Genomic DNA, 18418 nt, shown 5'->3' with positions numbered 1-18418 from the left:
ACAGGGTGGACGCGACACCTTAGCCCAAGGTCTGCCACCCCGCGACCCTGCTCACGGAATGCCGGGTGTCATGAACAGGACACTGCACGGGCGGCATAATGGCGCGTCCACCCTCTCCCGGTTCGCCATGCTCCTGCGTTCTTTCGTGTCGCCGCTCGCCGGCATGACCCTGCTCACCGCCCTGGCTGGCTGCGCCAGCACCGCGCCCTCTTCCTCACCAGCACTGCACGTCGACGTGCCGGCGGTTGCGCACCCGCAGGGTGAGAGTCCGCAGTGGTGGTATCGGAATGGTGCGGCGAAGGCCGCCGCCCATGGCGCGATGCAAGGCAAGGCGAAGAACGTCATCGTCTTCCTCGGCGACGGCATGAGCCTGACCACGGTGGCCGCCGCGCGCATCTTCGAAGGCCAGCGCAAGGGCATGCCGGGCGAGGAGAACCTGCTGAGCTGGGAGTACTTCCCGCACACTGCCTTCAGCAAGACCTACAACACCGACTCGCAGACACCCGACTCGGCCGGCACCATGACCGCCATCGCCACCGGCGTGAAGTCGCACATGGGCGCCATCGGCGTGTCGGCCGGCCGCAAGGGCGAATGCACGCCCGACGGCAGCAAGGACCTGCTCAGCTGGCTGACGCTGGCCGACAGCGCCGGCCTGGCCACGGGCGTCGTCACCACCGCCCGCCTCACCCATGCGACGCCGGCCGCGACGTATGCGCATGTCTCGCACCGTGACTGGGAGAACGACACCGATCTGCCGCCTGAAGCCGCCGCAGCGGGTTGCAAGGACATCGCGCAGCAGTTGCTTGCCGCCGCGCGCTTCGGCCGTGGCCCCACCGTCGCGCTGGGCGGCGGGCGTGGCGAGTTCCTGCCGATCGATGTCCGCGACCCCGAAGAGGACGACAAGGTCGGTCAGCGCCTGGACGGCCGCAACCTGGTGGCCGAATGGCAGCAGGCGCATCCGCAGGGCGCGTACGTCACCAACACGCAGCAGCTGAAAGCCGCCGCCGCTGCACCGCAGCTGCTGGGCCTGTTCGAATACGACCACATGCAGTTCGAACACGACCGCCGCAAGGACGACCAGGGCGAGCCCTCGCTGGCCGAGCTGACCCGCGCGGCGATCCGCACCCTGTCAGGCAATCCCAACGGCTTCGTGCTGCTGGTGGAAGGCGCGCGCATCGACCACGCCAACCACTACGGCAATGCCTATCGTGCGCTCGACGAGACCGTCGCCATGTCGGATGCCGTGCAGGCCGCCGTGGAGGCGACCTCACGCGACGACACGCTGATCGTCGTGACGGCCGACCACTCGCACACGCTGAACTTCGTCGGTTACCCCGTACGCGGCAATCCCATCCTCGGCAAGGTGCGCGGCCAGGGCGGCGAAGACGACACGCCGGGCGACCTGGCCCGCGACCAGACCGGCCTGACCTTCACCACGCTGAGCTATGCCAACGGCCCCGGCTACACCGGCGCCAGCAACCGGCAGCCTGCCGGCCCGAAGAAATTCCTGCATGCGCCCAGCAGCGTCGAGCCCGCCGAAGGCCGCCCGGACCTGAGTCATGTCGACACCGAGCATCCCGATTACCTGCAGGAAGCCCTGGTGCCACTGAAGTCCGAATCGCACGGCGGTGAAGACGTGGGCATCTGGGCCATCGGCCCCGGCAGCGACGCCTTCCGCGGCACGCTGGAACAGAACACGATCTACCACGTCATCGTGCAGGCCGCGCCGAAGCTGCGCGCGCGCCTTTGTGCCGCAGGCACCTGCGACGCGAACGGCGTACCGGTGGAATTGCCGAAACCGGGAAATTTCGAGAAGAAGTGAGTCAGCGTGCCGGCCTGGCCGGCACCGCCCTCAGAACGGCTTGGCCAGCACCGCGCCTCATCGAACAAGAGGCGCCGCCATGGGAAAGCGCGTCGCAACGCGCCAGCACAACCCCGCGCAAGCGAGATCGCCTCAGAAAGGCTTGGCCAGCACGAGCCACACCACCACGATCAGCCCGAACAGCGGCAGTTCGTTGAACCACCGCAGCGCGGTTGGCGAAGGCAGCGACTTGCCCTTCGCGGCGCCCTTCAGCCAGCGGCCGGTGACGATGAAGTGCACCAGCATCAGCGCGACCAGCGTCAGCTTGGCATGCAGCCAGCCGCCGCTGATGCCGAAGTAGAACCACAGCACCAGGCCCAGGATCACCGCGATGCCGAACATGCTGTGGCCGAAACCGTAGAGGCGGCGTCCCATCAGTTGCAGGCGTGCCTGCACGTCGGCCTGGCCCGACGTCTCGGCCAGGTTGACCAGGATGCGCGGCAGGTAGAACACCGTCGCCATCCAGGCGATGACGAAGACGAGGTGGAAGGTCTTGACCCACAGGTACATGCGGTTGACTCCGTCTGGATGCGCAGGCTTGGATGACTCATAGGATAGCGCGCCCATCGCGTAAGCTTCCCGCCTTTACGCCCGGGACCCGCGCATGACCAAGCATTACGACGCCGACTACTTCCAGCGCTGGTACCGCGACGGCGACATCGGCGGCGCGCCCCGGCTCGCGCGCAAGGTCGCGCTGGCGGTCGCGGTGGCCGAGTACCACCTGGAGCGTCCGATCCGCACGGTGCTCGACATCGGATGCGGCGAAGGCGCCTGGCGCGCACCGCTGCTGAAGCTGCGACCGAAGCTGCAGTACCTGGGCTTCGACAGCAGCGAGTACGCGATCCGCCGCTTCGGGCGCACGCGCAACCTGCACTACGCGCGCTTCGAGGACTTCCAGTACCTGCGCCCCTGCGAGCCCGTCGACCTGCTGGTGTGCTCGGATGTACTGCATTACGTGCCCACGCGCGAACTCAGGCGCGGCCTGACCGGACTGGCGGAACTGTGCGGCGGGGTGGCCTTCCTGGAGACGTTCGCCAAGGAAGACGACTTCGAGGGCGATCACGACGGCTTTCAGTCGCGCAGGGCGGCCTGGTACCGGCAGGCCTTCAACGGTGAGGGCTTCCAGTCCGTCGGCAATCACTGCTGGCTGGGCCCACGCCTGGCTGGCGACGTGGCGGTACTGGAGGCTGCGGATTACCGGCCGATAACCTGAACAGGCCACGGGCGGCAACTCACCCTTTGCGGTATGCTGCGACGCAGCACCATGCACCAAAATCGGGATTCCGGACTGCCATGACCCTGTACCAACTGCACGAACTCGGACGCGCATGGATGGCGCCGCTGGCCTACATGGCCGAAGCGAACGCGCGCATCTTCTCCGCTCCGACCAGTTGGCTGTCCAACCTGCCGGGCGCCGAACGCATCGCGGCGGGCAACGAACTCGTGCACCGCATCGGCAAGGATTACGAAAAGCCGGCGTGGGACATCCGCGAGGTCGAGGCGCATGGCCGTACCGTGCCCGTGGTGGAACTGGAAGCGCTGAAGAAGCCGTTCTGCCGGCTGCTGCGCTTCAAGCGCTATACCGACGATGCCGACACCATCGCGCTGCTGAAGGACGACCCGGTGGTGCTGGTGGTGGCGCCGTTGTCGGGCCATCACGCCACCCTGTTGCGCGACACGGTGCATACCCTGCTGCGCAACCACAAGGTGTACGTGACCGACTGGGTGGACGCCCGCATGGTGCCGGCGTCCGAAGGCGCCTTCAGCCTGGACGACTACGTGGCCTACGTGGAGGAATTCATCCGCCACATCGGCGCCGAGAAGCTGCATGTGATCAGCGTCTGCCAGCCGACCGTGCCCGTGCTGGCCGCCGTGTCGCTGATGGCCGCGCGTGGTGAAGCCACGCCGCGCTCGCTGGTGATGATGGGCGGCCCGATCGATGCGCGCCGTAGTCCCACCGAAGTCAACAGCCTGGCCACGCGCAATCCCCTGTCGTGGTTCGAACACAACGTCATCCACACGGTGCCGATGCCCTACCCGGGCGAAGGCCGCCGCGTGTATCCCGGCTTCCTGCAGCACGCCGGCTTCATCGCGATGAATCCCAGCCGCCACTTCATGTCCCACTGGGACTTCTACAGCGACCTGGTGAAGGGCGACCTGCAGGATGCCGAATCGCACCGCAGGTTCTACGACGAGTACAACGCCGTGCTGGACATGCCGGCCGAGTATTACCTGGACACCATCCGCACCGTGTTCCAGGAATTCCTGCTGCCGCGCGGCATGTGGAAGGTCAATGGCGAACTGGTGAAGCCCGCCGCGATCCGCAAGACCGCGCTGATGAGCATCGAAGGCGAACTGGACGACATTTCCGGCCAGGGCCAGACCGCTGCCGCGCACGACCTGTGCACCGGCATTCCCAAGCCCCACCACAAGCACCTGACCGTCGAGGGCGCCGGCCATTACGGCATCTTCAGCGGCCGCCGCTGGCGCGAGAAGGTCTACCCGCAGGTGCGCGATTTCATCGCGAAATACGCAGGCTGACGCCAGACGCTGTAGAGCCGAGCTTGCCCGGCTCCGCACGGTGGCGCAGCGCAGCGGAGCACGCTCCGCTCTATGAAAGAAAAGCCGCCCGGGGGCGGCTTTCTTCGTTTCTGTGTCTGCGGCTTCACACCACCGGCGTGCGCACCAGCAGGTGCTTGGCCAGCCAGCCGTGGAAGCGGCCGACCATGCGCGCCAGGTGCAGGGTGACGAACAGCAGGACGATGCCGAAGACGGACACTAGCGGCAGCATCCAGGGCGCGTCGGTGATCATGTTCCAGTCGCCGAAGCTCATCACGTAGTCGAACGGCAGGAAGTACGCCACCGGCGCCGCGATGAAGCCCAGCGACACGGCCAGCAGCGTGATGGCCACCGAGAAGTACAGGACGCCGAGCGGGTGCATCAGCAACAGGTACAGCATCGCCGTCCAGGTGCGGCCGTCGGTGAACAGTTCCTTCAGGCGCGTCGTCCACGGCTTGTCGCGCTGCGTGTACAGCGGACGGCGCGGCATGCGTTCGCCCAACAGCACCTCCACCACACGCCCCTCCACCAGCGACAGCAGGCGCACCGACATCAGGAACAACAGCAGCAACGGAATGCCGATGATCAGGATCATCAGACCGAACGACAGGCTGGCGCCGGTCACGACCCAGGTGAAGTAGAACGTGCCGGTGGCCAGCGACAGCAGCATGTAGAACAGCGCACCGTAGGTACGGGCATCGGCGGCCACGCCGAAGAACCGGCCCAGCAGCGAGTTGCGCTTCGGCGGTAGCGGCGGACGCAGGGCCTTGGCGACGGTGACCTCGGTCTCGCGGTAGATGTCGGCAACTTCCTCCGGCGCACCGTAGCTGCCGGCGACCGAGGCGATCACCTCGGCTTCGGACTTGCCGGGGTTTTCGGCCAGTTCCGAGCGCAGGTATTCCTCCGCGTCGTAGACGGCGTCCTGGATCATCGCCTTGTCCGCACCGGCGAGCGCGGCGCGCAACTGGTCCAGGTACTCGGGAATCGTGGTGGGCAGGCGGCTGCCCGGGTGGGTGGTGGTGTTCATGCAGGAATCCCCTCAAGCACGGAATCGACGGAATCGCGGGTGGCGCGCCAGGCGGCGGCCCAGGACTGCAGGGTCTGTCGCCCCGCCTCAGTGATGCGGTAATAGCGGCGCGGCGGGCCCGCGACCGAGGGCTCGACGAAGCTGTCCAGCAGGCCGCCGCCCTCCAGGTTGCGGAGTACCGGGTACAGGGCACTCTGCTTGCCGCTGAGCACGCCGTCGCCGACACGCTCCAGCTGCTTGGCAATCAGGTAGCCGTACAGCGGTTCGCCCGCGCGGGCCAGGACCGCCAGCAGCGCCAGCGACACCGTGCCGGCGCTCAGCTCCTTCTGGAACTTCTTCAGATGGATATCGGGTTCACTCATGGCTCCCCCCTTCGCGGCACACCCGCTAGGTTGGAGACGATGCTATTGCGAACTTTGATATAGCGAATGTGCCAGTAGTCACCATGCCCTGATGCACGGCGGGCTGCTCGCGGCGGCTCGACGCACTGCAGCGACCCGCCGACCCGTCACCGCGAAGCGTACTGACTTCGTCCGGCCTGCCACCGCGCGGCCGCCAGCAGTCCCGGCAACGCAACGGCCCAGGCTGCTGCCAGCCACAGAAGTCCCCGCCACGCGGGGCTGGCGAACTCGGCGGCTCCCCAACCGCGCGCGGCTGCCAGATACGCCAGGGGGCCGCCGATGCCTCCCAGCAGCGCCCCCGCCCACCACCGCGCCTGCAGGCTGCGCATGGCGCCGTTGAGGGTGACCGCCAGCGAGGCCCACAGCGCCAGGATCCAGGCCGGCGCCGTCGCACCGCCCGCCATCGAGGCCCGATACGTCACCCAGCCCTGCGCCGCGGCCACACCGTCGACCACCAGTCCACACGCCACGGCGAGCGCCACCAGTCTCACCTCGTCGCCACGACGCGGCGCCCACGCCAGGTGCATACCAACGAATACCGCCGCGGCCAGCACCCCGGGCCATGCACTGCCTTCGCCGGCGGCGATCACCGCGATGAACCACACGATCTGGTTGCCGGCCACATTGAACAGCGTCCGCCATGCGGCTTTCCGGATTCCGAATGCGGAAAGACCGGGGGGCGACGCCCCCCGGCTCTCCCGGCGCAGGTCCCGACTCAAGGCGCCGGCTCGTAGAAGTAGGTCTGCACGCGGGCGGTGCCCACCGGCAGGCCGGCCTGGAACGCGGACACATTGAAGACCGCGTTCAATGCCACGGCCGCTTCGTCATTGAGCGTCAGCCGCACGTTGTCCAGTTGCACGGAACCGGCACGCGCGTGCAGTCCGCGTACGACCGGTGCGCTCACCAGCGTGATGTCGAACAGCGGCAGGCGGCCCAGCACGCTGTCGTTGACCTTCACCAGGCCGGTCAGCACCGGGGCGGCACCGGTCGTGTCGATGGTATAGCTGCTCAGGTTCACCTCGGTGGCGCCGGCGCGCAGCGTCAGGCCCCCCGCATGGTCCACCTCGCCTTTCAGAGTGCCCAGATCCAGCTCGCCGCCGGCAATGGGGAACGACGCGCTCGCGCCCCGCAGGCGGGCGGGATACGAGGCTTTCACGGAGACACCCAGCGAGGTCAGCGCGCCCACCAGGTCGGCGGACAGCTGCACGCGGGTATCGCCGCCCAGCGTGTTGACGGTGGGCGACGCGAATGCCGCCGCAGGCAGCAACGCGGCCATGACCAGGACGAGACCACGGAGTCGAAGCGTTTTCATGAGGGCTTCCTGTGAAGTGGGTTTCGGGGAAATGACAACGACAGGGCACGCGCGGGTTCAACGCTTCCCACGGCTCTCGGCGCGTGCATCGAAGGCCCTTCGCCATACGCGGGCGCAACGGCCGTGGATGCGGGACACGCGGCATCGCGCCGTCCGCCCGATGGACGGCAGCCTGCGGATTCGCTGATGTGCACGTGCCGTGAAGGCCGGCCCGGGGAGGCCCTATTTGACGCGCCGCTTTTCCAGCTTGCGCGCCAGCGTGCGCCGGTGCAGTCCCAGCCGGCGTGCGGCCTCGGAAATGTTGAAGTCGCTGGCCGCCAGGGCTTCGTGGATGTGCTCCCACTCCAGCGTCTTGATCGAGGTGGTACGTGCGCTCAGTTCCACATCGGCATCGCCGACGGCGCGCTGGAAGGCCGCCTCGATGTCGTCGGTGTTGGACGGCTTGGCCAGGTAGTGGCGCGCACCCAGCTTGATCGCCTCCACCGCCGTGGCGATGCTGGCATAACCGGTCAGCACCACGATCACCATCTCCGGATCGGCGTCATGCAGTAGTCTGACGCTGGACAGGCCGGACGCGCCGCCGGCCAGCTTCAGGTCCACCACCGCATGCGTGGGCGCGAATTCGTCCAGCAACGCGGCCATGCCCTCCTCGCCGGCGAGATGGCGTACCTGGTAGCCGCGCCGCTCGAACGAGCGCACCAGCGTGCGCGCGAACGCCGCGTCATCCTCGACGATCAGCAACCGGCGCTCATTCTTGGCCGTCATCATCCGGGGCCTCGATCGCGATCGCCGCCAGCGGCAGCGTCACCGTCACCACCGCACCGCCCTGGGGGCGATTCTCCGCCTGCAGCCGGCCGCCCAGCGTGCGGGCCACGTTGACCGACAGGAACAGGCCCAAGCCACCGCCCGGCCGTCCCTTGCTGCTGTTGTAGGGCGTGCCCAGCCGCTGCAGGATGCCCGGCTCGAACCCGGGCCCGGCATCGGCCACCACCACCACCACGGCGTCGTCCTCGCAGCGTACGTCCAGGGCGACCCAGTCGGGTGAAGCTTCCAGCGCGTTGTCCAGCACGTTGAACACCATCTGCCGAAGGCCGGCATCGGTGACGATACGCGGGTCGGGGCCGCTCTGGTTGCGGTAGTCGAAACGTGGCGGATTCCGCGCCTGTTCCCATTCATGTGCCAGTTCGTCGAACAGCGCATGCAGCGTGGTTTCGGTGGGCGCTTCGGCGCGGGTCTCGCCGGCGGCCATCAGGATGTTGGTGACGATGGATTTGCAGCGGGCCACCTGCGCCTGCATTTCCAGCACGTCGTTGTGCAGCTCGCCGTCGGAGGCCATGGTGGGCAGGTGCTGCCAGTCGCCCAGGATCACCGACAGCGTGGAAAGCGGCGTGCCCAGCTCGTGCGCGGCTCCGGACGCCAGCAGGCCGATGCGCACGATGTGCTCCTCCTCCACCGCCCGCTGGCGCAGCTCGGCCAGGCGCGCATCCCGCTCGCGCAGGATGCCGCCGATGCGGGTGATGAACACCACCAGCAGGCCGGCGATTAACAGGAAGCAGACCAGCAACCCCTGCACGTAGTGATCGGCCAGCCCACGCGCCGGCTCCACCGCCAGCTTCAGCGGCGCGGGCACGGCCGCGAGTCCGACGACGCACAGCGCCGCGGCGGCCGCAATCACCCAACTGCCGGGCGAACGCAACAGCACCGTGCCGATCACGACCTGCAGCAGGAACAGGAACACGAACGGATTGGCGATGCCGCCGGACAGGTACAGCTGCACCGTGAGCGAGGCCACGTCCACCAGCAGGCCGACCAGCAGCGCCGCATGCGAAACCTGTGTGTGGCGCCGGCACCACAGGTGGCTGGCCAGGTTGAACAGCACCAGCGCGGCCAGCACGGCAAACATCGGCTGCAGGGGCAGTGCGATGCCCAGGCCGTACTGCACCACCAGGATCGTCGCCACCTGTCCCACCACCGCGATCCAGCGCAACTGGATGAGCTGCTGCAGGTTGCGCAGGCCGGCGCGATCATACGACCCCGCCAGGCGTACAGCCGGCGGGGCAGGATCGTCTGGAGCTTCAGCCTGGCGGAAGTACATGCGTGTCCTGGGAGGAGTGTCGGCGCCGATCATCGCGCAAGCGGCGTTCCGACGCGACCAGGACACCCGCAGCCACCAGCGTCAGCAGCGCCATCCCGAACCAGGTCAGCGCGTAGGACAGGTGCGGATCGCGGAACTTCACTACCGTCATGCCGCCGCGCGGCCAACCGCGGAAGCCCGGCTCGGCATCGGCATCGATGAAGAAGGGGGCGACCCGCGCAGGCGGCAATTCCTGCCTGCGTGCGATCGCGATGACGTCACGCGAATACCAGCGATCCTGTTCCGGCACGTTGCGCCGCAGGAAGCCACCTTTCGGTTCGCTGATGCGCAGCAGGCCTTCCACGACCACCCGGCCCCGTGGTGCGCGCGACGCAGTGGCGCCGGCCGGCACGAAGCCCCGATTGACCAGCACGTAGTCACCGTTGTCGGCCTGCAAGGGCTGCAGCAGCCAGAAGCCGCCGCCGAGTTCGGTCACCGCCTGCGTGCGTACCAGCCGGTCCTGGAGGAAGTGCCCAGCCACCCGGATGCGCCGGTAGCCATGGTCCGCCTCGGTGATGGCGGGCCACTGCACGCGGGAAGGCGCCGGTACGGCCGCCGCATGGATACGTGCATCGACGCGGGCGATCAGGTCGTGCTTCCACGCCATCCGTTGCAACTGCCACACCCCCAGCACGACGAATCCGCAGAAGGCGAACACCAGCAGCGCCGCGAACGCGACCCGCCAGCGCGCGCGCGGCGGCGGCGTGGCAGCCGCGTCGGTCACGGCAGGCTCTGGACCGCGTCCTGCATCCGATGCATGTCGTGCGCACCCGGCATCATGTGGGTGTTCATGTTGTGCATGACCCACAACGTACCGGCCAGCACGATCACCAGCAGCACGGCGGTGAAGATGAGCGCGAACAGGTTCCAGCCGCCTTCCGACTTCGGATTCATGTGCAGGAAATACACCATGTGCACGACGACCTGCACCATCGCGAAGGCCAGGATCACCAGCGTGGTGATGGCCGGCGTGGGCAGCACCTTGGCCATCACCAGCCAGAACGGGATCGCGGTCAGCACGACCGACAGCACGAAGCCGGTGACGTATTCCTTCACGCTGACATGCGGAATGCCGTCCTCGAGGAAGTCGTCGTGTTCGGAGGAAGAAGAAGGAGTGGCCATCACTGCACGCCCATCAGGTAGACGAAGGTGAAGACGCCGATCCAGACGACGTCCAGGAAATGCCAGAACATCGACAGGCAGGCGATGCGGCGCGTGGTGGTGCGATTGAGGCCCCACTTGCGCACCTGTACGCACAGCACGACCAGCCAGATGACGCCGAACAGCACGTGCAGGCCGTGCGTGCCGACCAGCGTGAAGAACGCCGACAGGAACGCGCTGCGCTGGGGTCCCGCACCGATGTGGATCAGGTGATGGAACTCGTAGACCTCGATTGTCAGGAACGCCAGGCCCAGCAGGCCGGTGACCAGCAGCCAGCCGATCGTGCCGCGGCTGTTGCGCTTCACCATCGCCAGCATCGCGAAGCCGTAGGTGATCGACGACACCAGCAGGATGCCGGTATTGATGGCGATCAGGTGCAGGTTGGGCAGGAACAGGTCGCGGCCGGACGGGCCGGCGGCGTAGCTGCCCGAGAACACCCCGAACGTGGCGAACAGGCAGCCGAAGATCATCAGGTCGCTGAGCAGGTAGATCCAGAAACCCAGCAGCGTGCCGTTCTCCGGGTGATGCCTGCCCTCGGTATCCAGGAACACCGGCGAGCCGTCGGGTCGATTGAGGGCGATGGACTCAGACATGGACCTGCTCCAGCTGCACGGTGCGCGCCTGTTCGGTCCTGGCGACCTCCTCGGCGGGAATGTAGTAATCGCGGTCGCGATCGAAGCTGTTCCAGATCGCATAGGCGATCGTCGCCAGCAGCGACACGCCCGCCAGCCACCACACATGCCAGATCAGCGCGAAACCGCACACCGTGCTCAGCGCCGACAGGACCACGCCCGCACCGGTGTTGCGCGGCATGTGGATGGCCTTGAAGCCGCTCTTGGGGCGCTCGAACCCGCGCTGCTTCATGTCCGTCCAGGCGTCGGTGTCGTGCACGACCGGGGTGAACGCGAAGTTGTAGTCCGGCGGCGGCGACGACGTGGACCACTCCAGCGTCCGGCCGCCCCACGGATCGCCGGTGTGGTCGCGCAGCTGTTCGCGGCGGCGGAAACTGATGAAGATGCAGTACAGGAACGCGGCGATGCCGATGGCCACCAGCACCGCGCCGAAGGCGGCGATCTGGAACCAGATCTGCAACGACGGATCCTCGAAGTGGCTCATGCGGCGGGTCACGCCCATCAGGCCCAGCACATACAGCGGAGTGAACGCGAACCAGTAACCGGCCAGCCAGAACCAGAACGATACCTTGCCCCAGAAATCGTCCAGCCTGAAACCGAAGGCCTTGGGGAACCAGTGCGTCATCGCCGCAAACAGGCCGAACACCACGCCACCGATGATGACGTTGTGGAAGTGCGCCACCAGGAACAGGCTGTTGTGCAGCACGAAGTCCGCCGGCGGCACCGCCAGCAGCACGCCGGTCATGCCGCCGATCACGAAGGTCACCATGAAGCCCATCGTCCACAGCATCGGCACTTCGAAGCGGATGCGGCCGCGGTACATGGTGAACAGCCAGTTGAAGATCTTCGCGCCCGTCGGGATCGAGATGATCATCGTGGTGATGCCGAAGAACGAGTTGACGCTGGCGCCCGAGCCCATGGTGAAGAAGTGGTGCAGCCACACCAGGTACGACAACACGGTGATGCAGACCGTGGCGTAGACCATCGACGAGTAGCCGAACAGGCGCTTGCCCGAGTAGGTGGACACGATCTCGGAAAACACGCCGAACAGCGGCAGGATCAGGATGTAGACCTCCGGGTGGCCCCAGATCCAGATCAGGTTGACGTACAGCATGGCGTTGCCGCCGAGATCGGTGGTGAAGAAGTTGGTGCCCACGTAGCGGTCCAGCGTCATCAGCGCCAGCACCGCCGTCAGCACCGGGAACGACACCACGATCAGCACGTTGGTGCACAGTGCGGTCCAGGTGAACACCGGCATCTTCATCATGCCCATGCCCGGCGCGCGCATCTTCAGGATGGTCACCAGCAGGTTGACGCCGGATAACAGTGTGCCGACGCCGGCGATCTGCAGCGCCCAGATGTAGTAGTCCAGCCCCACCCCGGGGTCCTGGTTGCCCAGGTTGGACAGGGCCAGCCAGCCGGAGGTCGAGAATTCGCCCAGGAACAGCGACAGCATGACCAGCACCGCGCCGGCGGTGGTCATCCAGAAGCTGAAGTTGTTGAGGAACGGGAACGCCACGTCGCGTGCGCCGATCTGCAGCGGCACCAGGTAGTTCATCAGGCCGGTGACCAGCGGCATGGCCACGAAGAAGATCATGATCACGCCATGGGCGGTGAAGATCTGGTCGTAGTGGTGCGGCGGCAGGTAGCCCAGGTTGTCGCCGAAGGCCATCGCCTGGTGCAGGCGCATCATGATGGCGTCGGCGAAGCCTCGCAGCAGCATCACCAGGCCTAGCACCATGTACATGATGCCGATCTTCTTGTGGTCGATGCTGGTGAACCACTCGCGCCACAGCCAGCCCCACAGCTTGTACTTCGTGATCACCGCGACCAGCGCAAGGCCGCCGAGGCAGGTGCCGACGAAGGTTGCGGCGATGATCGGGTCGTGCAGCATGGGAATCGCATCCCAGGCCAGGCGACCGGTGATCGGGGAATGCGTGACGGTGCTGGTATCGAAGGCCATCTTGCTGATCCGGTGAATCCAGGAGTGCGGCGACCGGGCGCGTCAGGGCGCCTTCAGGCCACCGGCAGTGGGAACGGGAGACATGCGATCGGCCGCTCGCGCCGTCTCGACCGTGCAGAGGTCGGAGCGGACGAACGGACCGGCGGCGAGGTTGCCGCGGCGCGGCCGCTGCAACGCCCCGCTGCCGTCCAGGCCGCGGCCGCCCATGGCGTCGTAGGCCATCATCTGGTCCATGCACAGGCGGTCGGTGTCCACGCAGCGGTTGACCACCGCATCGAACAGGCCGGGATCGACCGACGCGTACAGGCGTGCCGGCTCGCGCGAACTGGGCACTTCCAGCTGCAGGTACTCGGCGCGGGTCAATGCCTTGCCTTCCTTACGGGCTTCGGCGATCCAGCGCTCGAAGCCCTGATCGGACAATGCGTGGAAACGGAAGCGCATGTGCGAGAAGCCCTCGCCGCTGTAGTGCGAGGAGAATCCTTCGTACTCGCCTTCCTTGTTCATGACGGCGTGGAGCTTGGTCTCCATCGCCGGCATCGTGTAGATCATCCCCGCCAGCGCCGGCACGTAGAACGCGTTCATCGTGGACGACGACGTCAGGCGGAAGGTGATGGGACGGTCGATCGGCGCGGCCATCTGGTTGACCGAAGCCACGCCGTATTCCGGATAGACGAACAGCCACTTCCAGTCCAGCGCGACCACCTGCACTTCCAGCGGCTTGACGTCGGCCGGCACGGGGCGTCCCTCGCCGATGCGTCCGAGCGGGCGATACGGGTCCAGCAGGTGCGTGCCGATCCAGGTGACCGCGCCCAGCGCGATGATGATGAGCAGCGGCACGCCCCAGATCACCAGCTCCAGTTGGGTGGAATGGTCCCAGTCGGGCTTGTAGGTGGCGCGCGTGTTCGCGGCCCGGTACCGCCAGGCGAACCAGAACGTCAGCGCGATCACCGGCACGATGACGATGAGCATCAGCACGGTGGCCACGACGATCAGATGGCCCTGGCGGGCGGCGATGTCGCCGGCCGGATTCAGGACCAGCAGGTTGCATCCCGACAGCATGGACGCGGCGGACATCGCCGCGGCGGCCTGCAGGGTTTTGCGCACGAAGGACATGGGCATGGGGGGTCTGCCGATTGATCCAGATCAATGTAGTGCGCCCCGCTTTCCGGGAGTATTGGACGTTTTGTCCTATCGCGGATGCGCGCCCGGTCTGCGAGTCTATGGTCGCCCCTTCCCTGTCCGGCCCGGCGGCCCCTGCGCGATGTCGACGATCAGCCCCACCCGTTCCACCCACGACCATGGCACCAAGGCCGATGCCGATGTCGCCCCGGGCGAAATCGCCGTCGGCGTGGTGATCGGACGCGCATCGGAATACTTCGACTTCTTCGTCTTCGGCATCGCCTCGGCGCTGGTGTTCCCGGCGGTGTTCTTTCCGTTCATGGACCGTCTGCAGGGCACGCTGTGGTCGTTCGCGCTGTTCGCGCTGGCGTTCGTCGCGCGTCCGCTGGGCACGGTGCTGTTCATGGCCCTGCAGGCGCGCTGGGGTCGCGGCGTCAAGCTGACCATCAGCCTGTTCCTGCTGGGCACGGCGACCGCCGGCATCGCCTTCCTTCCCGGTTACGGCACGCTCGGCGGCACCGCCATCGTGCTGCTCGCCCTGTTCCGCGTGCTGCAGGGCCTGGCCATGGGCGGCTCGTGGGACGGCCTGCCGTCGTTGCTGGCATTGAACGCCCCCAAGGACCGTCGTGGCTGGTATGCGATGCTGGGGCAGTTGGGCGCGCCGGTGGGATTCATCGTGGCCGCGGGCGTGTTCGCCTTCCTGTATGCCAGCCTGGAGCCGGCCGACCTGCTGTCGTGGGGCTGGCGTTACCCGTTCTTCGTCGCGTTCGCCATCAACGTGGTGGCGCTGTTCGCCCGCCTGCGCATCGTGGTGGCCGAGGAATACCAGCACCGCATGGGCGAACTGGAACTGGAACCCACGCCGGTGCGCGAACTGTTCCGGGCCAAGGGCCGCCACGTGGTGATCGGGGCGTTCGCGGCACTGGCCAGCTATGCGCTGTTCCACATCGTCACCATCTTCCCGCTGTCGTGGATCCTGCTGTACTCGCAGCAGTCCATCGTCAGCTTCCTGATCGTGCAGATCGTCGGCGCGTTCATCGCCGCCGGCGCCATCGTGGCCTCGGGCGTGATCGCCGACCGCTTCGGCCGGGCGCGCACGCTGGGTGCACTGGCCGTGGGCATCGCCATGTTCAGCGGCTTCGCGCCCACGCTGATGGAGGGCGGGCCGATCGGCCAGGGCGCCTTCATCCTGGTGGGCTTCGCATTGCTCGGCCTGTCCTACGGCCAGGCCGCCGGCGCGGTCACCGCCAATTTCGGCCAGCGCTATCGCTACACCGGGGCCGCCCTCACGTCCGATCTGGCCTGGCTGATCGGCGCGGCCTTCGCCCCGCTGGTCGCACTGGGCCTGTGCGCCAACTTCGGACTGGCGTGGCTGGGCGCCTACCTGCTCTCGGGCGCGCTGGGCACGCTCGTGGCCCTGGGCATCAACCGGGCCATGAACTACAAGAGCTGACGCCGGCACAGTCGCACTACAATCCGGGCATCCCAAGCCCCGGAACGTCCATGCGCCTGACGCCCCTGCTGCTCGCCTGCCTGTTCGCCCTGCCCGCCGCGCTCGCGGCAGAGCCGCCGAAGCACCTCAGCGCCAAGGAGATCCTGGACGCCTCGCCCGACGCCGACTGGCGCACGCTGGATCCGGCCAGCACGCTGTACATGGACATGCCCGGTGGACGCGTGGTGATCGAACTGGCGCCGGGCTTCGCGCCGGCGCACGTGGCCAACATCCGCACGCTGGCGCGTGAGGGCTTCTGGAACGGGCTGGCCATCTACCGCTCGCAGGACAACTTCGTGGTGCAGTTCGGCGATGCCGATGCGGAAGACACCGCCAAGGCGAAACCGCTGGGTACGGCGAAGGCCAAGCTGCCGGCGGAATTCGCGCGCACGGGTGAAGGCGTGTCCTTCACCCGGCTGCCGGATGTTGACGGCTGGGCGCCCGAGGTCGGCTTCGTCGATGGCTTTCCGGTGGGACGCGATCCGAAGACGAACGAGGTCTGGCTGGCGCACTGCTACGGCGCGCTGGGCGCGGGTCGCGGTGGCCCGCCCGACAGCAGCAACGGCAGCGAACTGTACGTGGTCACCGGCCAGTCGCCGCGGCAGCTGGACCGCAACATCACCCTGGTCGGGCGCGTCGTGAAGGGCATGGAACTGCTCAGCGCGATCCCGCGCGGCCCAGAGCCGATGGGGTTCTACGAGAACGCGACCGAGCGCACCCCGATCACCGCCATCCGCCTGGCCAGCGAGGTGCCCGAATCCGAGCGCACGCCGCTGCAGGTGCTGCGCACCGACTCGAAGACCTTCGCCGCCGCCACCGAGGCGCGCCGCAACCGCCGCGACGGCTGGTACCTGCGGCCCGCCGGCCATATCGACCTGTGCAACGTGCCGCTGCCGGTGCGCACGCCCCCGACCCGCTGAGCCCCGCAAGCGCTGCCCCGACGGGCGGCGCTTGACAGCCGTGCTTTGCACTTAGATATTTAGCAATTACGTTAATTATCTAAGTGCATATGACGGTCGACCGCGTCTTCGACGCCCTGGCCTCCCGCCCGCGCCGCGAAATCCTCGCCTACCTGTCCGCGCAGGAACTCACCGCCGGCGAGATCGCTGCGCGCTTCGACATGAGCGCGCCCGCCATCTCGCGGCACCTGTCCGTACTGGAAGCTGCTGGCCTGGTCAGCAGCGACAAGCGCGGGCAGTTCGTTTTCTACCGGCTGGCGCCCGACAACCTGGTCAACACGCTGACCGGTTTCGCCTTCGAGGTCTGCCCCGCCGCCGGCCCGCTGAAGCGCGAAGCCAAGGCGCGCGCGCGCAAGACCGCGACACCCAAGCCCCGCTGACCTTCGAGGAGTCCTGCCATGCACCGCCATGCCGATGTCGTCCCGGGGTTCCCCACCGCCCGCATCCGCTCCTACTCGGGCGGGCTGCCGGTGGAGGTGGTGTTGCTGGCGCAACTGGGGCCCGGCGCGGGCGATCGCCTGCACGCCGACACCGGCGCGCTGCAGCGCGCGCATCCAGGCTTCGTGGACGCGCTGGACGAACCATCGGTGCGCATTGCAGCCCCGGACTTCGATGCCGGCGAACGCAGCGCGCTGTACACCTTTACCGTCGGCGCGGCAGGCCATCCGTTCCACCGTCACGCCGGGCACCGCACGTTCACCGCGGTGACCGGCAGCGGCGGCGTGCGCCTACGTTTCTCCACGGCATCGGACGCGCAGCTCGCGCGCGATCCGGCGCACTTCGCCGCTGCCCTGCACCACGTCGACCTGCCCCCCGATGCGCTTTTCTGCGTGCGCTTCGGGGGCGGCACCTGGCACCAGTTCGCGCCGCTGCAGGCGAGCAGTTCGCATCCGGTGCTGTTCGCCTTGTCATGCCACACCGACGAACTTGGCGGGCTGCCACCGGGCGCCCTGCAGGACGACGTCCTGGCCGGCGACGCGACCATCGCCACGCTGACGGAAACGCTCCCTGCTGCCGTACAGGCATGGCTGGCCACCCATCCCGCACATGCGCAGCGCATCCCCACCGTGCGGCTGGCCCTGCATGCGCCGCCCGGCAGCTGGCAGCAGCACCTCTGCGCTAGCCTGCGCGCACGGGCCGGGCGTGTCCACACGCGGTTGGCCGGCTGGTGTGGCGGGATCGGCTTCGTCGATGGCCGCGCATCGCCGGTGAAGGCGCTGCCGTCTCCACCCACGGGATCACTGCTGTCGGAGCACCTGCCGGACTTCCATCACGAGGACACCTTCAGCCTGCGCCTGCAAGGCATGACGAACGCGACCGCATCGGCCCTGATGGCGGACGTGCTGGAAGGCTTCCTGCAGTACCGCCCCGCCGGCGTCACCCAGCTGATGCGATTGCGGAATGCGCTGGTGCGCCCGCTGCGGCTGCGCACTTCGCCGCTGGGCTGCCCGGTGTCGTCGCTGCTGTCGACGGGTGACGGGCCAATGTTCGCCGGACGCTATCCGGTACTGGCGCAGCGGATCGACGCGGATGGGCGGCGCGCACAGGTGATCCTGGGCGCGAACGATCGCCATCTGGCGTTCCGGTCCTGCGTGGGCGTGCAGATCACCGATGCAGGCGTGGAAATCACCCTCGGCACGCGCGTGCAGTGCGCCAATCTCTTCGGACGCGCGTACATGGCCGCGATCAGCGGCGTGCACCACGCCTATATCGCGCCGGCGATGTTGCGCATGGCGGTGGAAGGTGCGGTGCAGCGGCACGCACCGCTGACGCTGGCACAGGGGCTGTTCGCCTGACG

18 protein-coding genes and 1 pseudogene are annotated in these 18418 nt (G+C 67.6%); 7 read left to right on the top strand and 12 right to left on the bottom strand.

The annotated features are described in order from the left end of the window. Positions 1–127: 127 nt before the first annotated feature. Positions 128–1822, top strand: coding sequence for an alkaline phosphatase family protein (locus tag IAE60_RS09365; RefSeq protein WP_187572052.1), 1695 nt, complete (start codon positions 128–130; stop codon positions 1820–1822). A 132-nt stretch (positions 1823–1954) separates the two neighbouring features. Here IAE60_RS09365 and IAE60_RS09360 read toward each other — a convergent pair whose 3' ends face one another. After that, complete coding sequence (locus IAE60_RS09360; protein ID WP_187572051.1) at positions 1955–2371, bottom strand: CopD family protein; 417 nt, start codon at positions 2369–2371, stop codon at positions 1955–1957. Positions 2372–2465: 94 nt separating this feature from the next. Here IAE60_RS09360 and IAE60_RS09355 point away from each other — a divergent pair, with 94 nt between their 5' ends. Continuing rightward, entirely contained in the window at positions 2466–3074 is a 609-nt protein-coding gene (locus IAE60_RS09355; RefSeq protein WP_187572050.1) for a class I SAM-dependent DNA methyltransferase, read from the top strand. 80 nt (positions 3075–3154) lie between these two features. Continuing rightward, positions 3155–4393: pseudogene (locus IAE60_RS09350) on the top strand (polyhydroxyalkanoate depolymerase); the annotation flags it as partial. 133 nt (positions 4394–4526) lie between these two features. On the opposite strand, the gene IAE60_RS09345 reads toward IAE60_RS09350, so the two are convergent. The 11 genes from IAE60_RS09345 to cyoA form a co-directional block, all read right to left on the bottom strand. Beyond that, entirely contained in the window at positions 4527–5447 is a 921-nt protein-coding gene (locus IAE60_RS09345) for a sensor domain-containing protein (RefSeq protein ID WP_187572048.1), read from the bottom strand. Then, positions 5444–5809, bottom strand: a complete 366-nt coding sequence (locus tag IAE60_RS09340) for a PadR family transcriptional regulator (RefSeq protein ID WP_162109843.1) — start codon at positions 5807–5809, stop codon at positions 5444–5446. The genes IAE60_RS09345 and IAE60_RS09340 overlap by 4 nt, the downstream gene beginning before the upstream one ends. A gap of 146 nt (positions 5810–5955) precedes the next feature. Beyond that, complete coding sequence (locus tag IAE60_RS09335; protein WP_244966542.1) at positions 5956–6471, bottom strand: DUF2878 family protein; 516 nt, start codon at positions 6469–6471, stop codon at positions 5956–5958. A gap of 92 nt (positions 6472–6563) precedes the next feature. Continuing rightward, complete coding sequence (locus IAE60_RS09330) at positions 6564–7160, bottom strand: hypothetical protein (RefSeq protein ID WP_187572047.1); 597 nt, start codon at positions 7158–7160, stop codon at positions 6564–6566. Between the two features lie 222 nt (positions 7161–7382). Then, positions 7383–7925 carry a response regulator transcription factor gene (locus IAE60_RS09325; protein WP_187572046.1) on the bottom strand — a complete coding sequence of 181 codons (543 nt, stop codon included), beginning with the start codon at positions 7923–7925 and terminating at the stop codon, positions 7383–7385. After that, on the bottom strand, positions 7909–9255 hold the full coding sequence (locus IAE60_RS09320; RefSeq protein WP_187572045.1) for an ATP-binding protein: 1347 nt from the start codon (positions 9253–9255) through the stop codon (positions 7909–7911). Before IAE60_RS09320 ends, IAE60_RS09325 begins: the two co-directional genes overlap by 17 nt. Further along, positions 9236–10018 (bottom strand): SURF1 family protein, encoded by a 783-nt coding sequence (locus tag IAE60_RS09315; RefSeq protein ID WP_187572044.1) that lies wholly within the window; start codon positions 10016–10018, stop codon positions 9236–9238. The genes IAE60_RS09320 and IAE60_RS09315 overlap by 20 nt, the downstream gene beginning before the upstream one ends. Further along, positions 10015–10416 (bottom strand): cytochrome o ubiquinol oxidase subunit IV, encoded by a 402-nt coding sequence (gene cyoD / locus IAE60_RS09310; protein ID WP_187572043.1) that lies wholly within the window; start codon positions 10414–10416, stop codon positions 10015–10017. The genes IAE60_RS09315 and cyoD overlap by 4 nt, the downstream gene beginning before the upstream one ends. Beyond that, on the bottom strand, positions 10416–11048 hold the full coding sequence (gene cyoC / locus IAE60_RS09305) for a cytochrome o ubiquinol oxidase subunit III (RefSeq protein WP_187572042.1): 633 nt from the start codon (positions 11046–11048) through the stop codon (positions 10416–10418). The genes cyoD and cyoC overlap by 1 nt, the downstream gene beginning before the upstream one ends. Further along, the gene (gene cyoB, locus IAE60_RS09300) at positions 11041–13014 is read right to left on the bottom strand and encodes a cytochrome o ubiquinol oxidase subunit I (RefSeq protein WP_222937247.1); all 1974 of its coding nucleotides are present in this window, start codon (positions 13012–13014) and stop codon (positions 11041–11043) included. Before cyoB ends, cyoC begins: the two co-directional genes overlap by 8 nt. Positions 13015–13092: 78 nt before the next feature. Beyond that, positions 13093–14169 (bottom strand): ubiquinol oxidase subunit II, encoded by a 1077-nt coding sequence (gene cyoA / locus IAE60_RS09295; protein WP_244966541.1) that lies wholly within the window; start codon positions 14167–14169, stop codon positions 13093–13095. Positions 14170–14311: 142 nt separating this feature from the next. Here cyoA and IAE60_RS09290 point away from each other — a divergent pair, with 142 nt between their 5' ends. From IAE60_RS09290 to IAE60_RS09275, 4 genes are all read left to right on the top strand, one after another. Then, positions 14312–15622, top strand: a complete 1311-nt coding sequence (locus IAE60_RS09290) for an MFS transporter (RefSeq protein ID WP_187572040.1) — start codon at positions 14312–14314, stop codon at positions 15620–15622. 50 nt (positions 15623–15672) lie between these two features. Beyond that, positions 15673–16581, top strand: coding sequence for a peptidylprolyl isomerase (locus IAE60_RS09285; protein WP_187572039.1), 909 nt, complete (start codon positions 15673–15675; stop codon positions 16579–16581). An 89-nt stretch (positions 16582–16670) separates the two neighbouring features. Continuing rightward, entirely contained in the window at positions 16671–17000 is a 330-nt protein-coding gene (locus IAE60_RS09280) for a metalloregulator ArsR/SmtB family transcription factor (RefSeq protein ID WP_187572038.1), read from the top strand. An 18-nt stretch (positions 17001–17018) separates the two neighbouring features. After that, positions 17019–18416, top strand: a complete 1398-nt coding sequence (locus IAE60_RS09275) for a DUF2867 domain-containing protein (protein ID WP_187572037.1) — start codon at positions 17019–17021, stop codon at positions 18414–18416. The last annotated feature ends 2 nt before the right edge of the window (positions 18417–18418 follow it).

Origin of the sequence: Pseudoxanthomonas mexicana, from assembly GCF_014397415.1 — a bacterium.
Taxonomy (GTDB): Bacteria; Pseudomonadota; Gammaproteobacteria; order Xanthomonadales; family Xanthomonadaceae; genus Pseudoxanthomonas_A; species Pseudoxanthomonas_A mexicana.
The sequence above is the reverse complement of the archived record's forward strand: the minus strand, read 5'-3'. Positions and strand labels throughout refer to the sequence as shown.

What these genes read in the sequence shown, in the direction of transcription:
- IAE60_RS09365 (WP_187572052.1), top strand. Translation starts at nt 128, where the DNA reads ATGCTCCTGCGTTCTTTCGTGTCGCCGCTCGCCGGCATGACCCTGCTC.
- IAE60_RS09360 (WP_187572051.1), bottom strand. Translation starts at nt 2,371, where the DNA reads ATGTACCTGTGGGTCAAGACCTTCCACCTCGTCTTCGTCATCGCCTGG.
- IAE60_RS09355 (WP_187572050.1), top strand. Translation starts at nt 2,466, where the DNA reads ATGACCAAGCATTACGACGCCGACTACTTCCAGCGCTGGTACCGCGAC.
- IAE60_RS09345 (WP_187572048.1), bottom strand. Translation starts at nt 5,447, where the DNA reads ATGAACACCACCACCCACCCGGGCAGCCGCCTGCCCACCACGATTCCC.
- IAE60_RS09340 (WP_162109843.1), bottom strand. Translation starts at nt 5,809, where the DNA reads ATGAGTGAACCCGATATCCATCTGAAGAAGTTCCAGAAGGAGCTGAGC.
- IAE60_RS09330 (WP_187572047.1), bottom strand. Translation starts at nt 7,160, where the DNA reads ATGAAAACGCTTCGACTCCGTGGTCTCGTCCTGGTCATGGCCGCGTTG.
- IAE60_RS09325 (WP_187572046.1), bottom strand. Translation starts at nt 7,925, where the DNA reads ATGACGGCCAAGAATGAGCGCCGGTTGCTGATCGTCGAGGATGACGCG.
- IAE60_RS09320 (WP_187572045.1), bottom strand. Translation starts at nt 9,255, where the DNA reads ATGTACTTCCGCCAGGCTGAAGCTCCAGACGATCCTGCCCCGCCGGCT.
- cyoD (WP_187572043.1), bottom strand. Translation starts at nt 10,416, where the DNA reads ATGGCCACTCCTTCTTCTTCCTCCGAACACGACGACTTCCTCGAGGAC.
- cyoC (WP_187572042.1), bottom strand. Translation starts at nt 11,048, where the DNA reads ATGTCTGAGTCCATCGCCCTCAATCGACCCGACGGCTCGCCGGTGTTC.
- cyoA (WP_244966541.1), bottom strand. Translation starts at nt 14,169, where the DNA reads ATGCCCATGTCCTTCGTGCGCAAAACCCTGCAGGCCGCCGCGGCGATG.
- IAE60_RS09290 (WP_187572040.1), top strand. Translation starts at nt 14,312, where the DNA reads ATGTCGACGATCAGCCCCACCCGTTCCACCCACGACCATGGCACCAAG.
- IAE60_RS09285 (WP_187572039.1), top strand. Translation starts at nt 15,673, where the DNA reads ATGCGCCTGACGCCCCTGCTGCTCGCCTGCCTGTTCGCCCTGCCCGCC.
- IAE60_RS09280 (WP_187572038.1), top strand. Translation starts at nt 16,671, where the DNA reads ATGACGGTCGACCGCGTCTTCGACGCCCTGGCCTCCCGCCCGCGCCGC.
- IAE60_RS09275 (WP_187572037.1), top strand. Translation starts at nt 17,019, where the DNA reads ATGCACCGCCATGCCGATGTCGTCCCGGGGTTCCCCACCGCCCGCATC.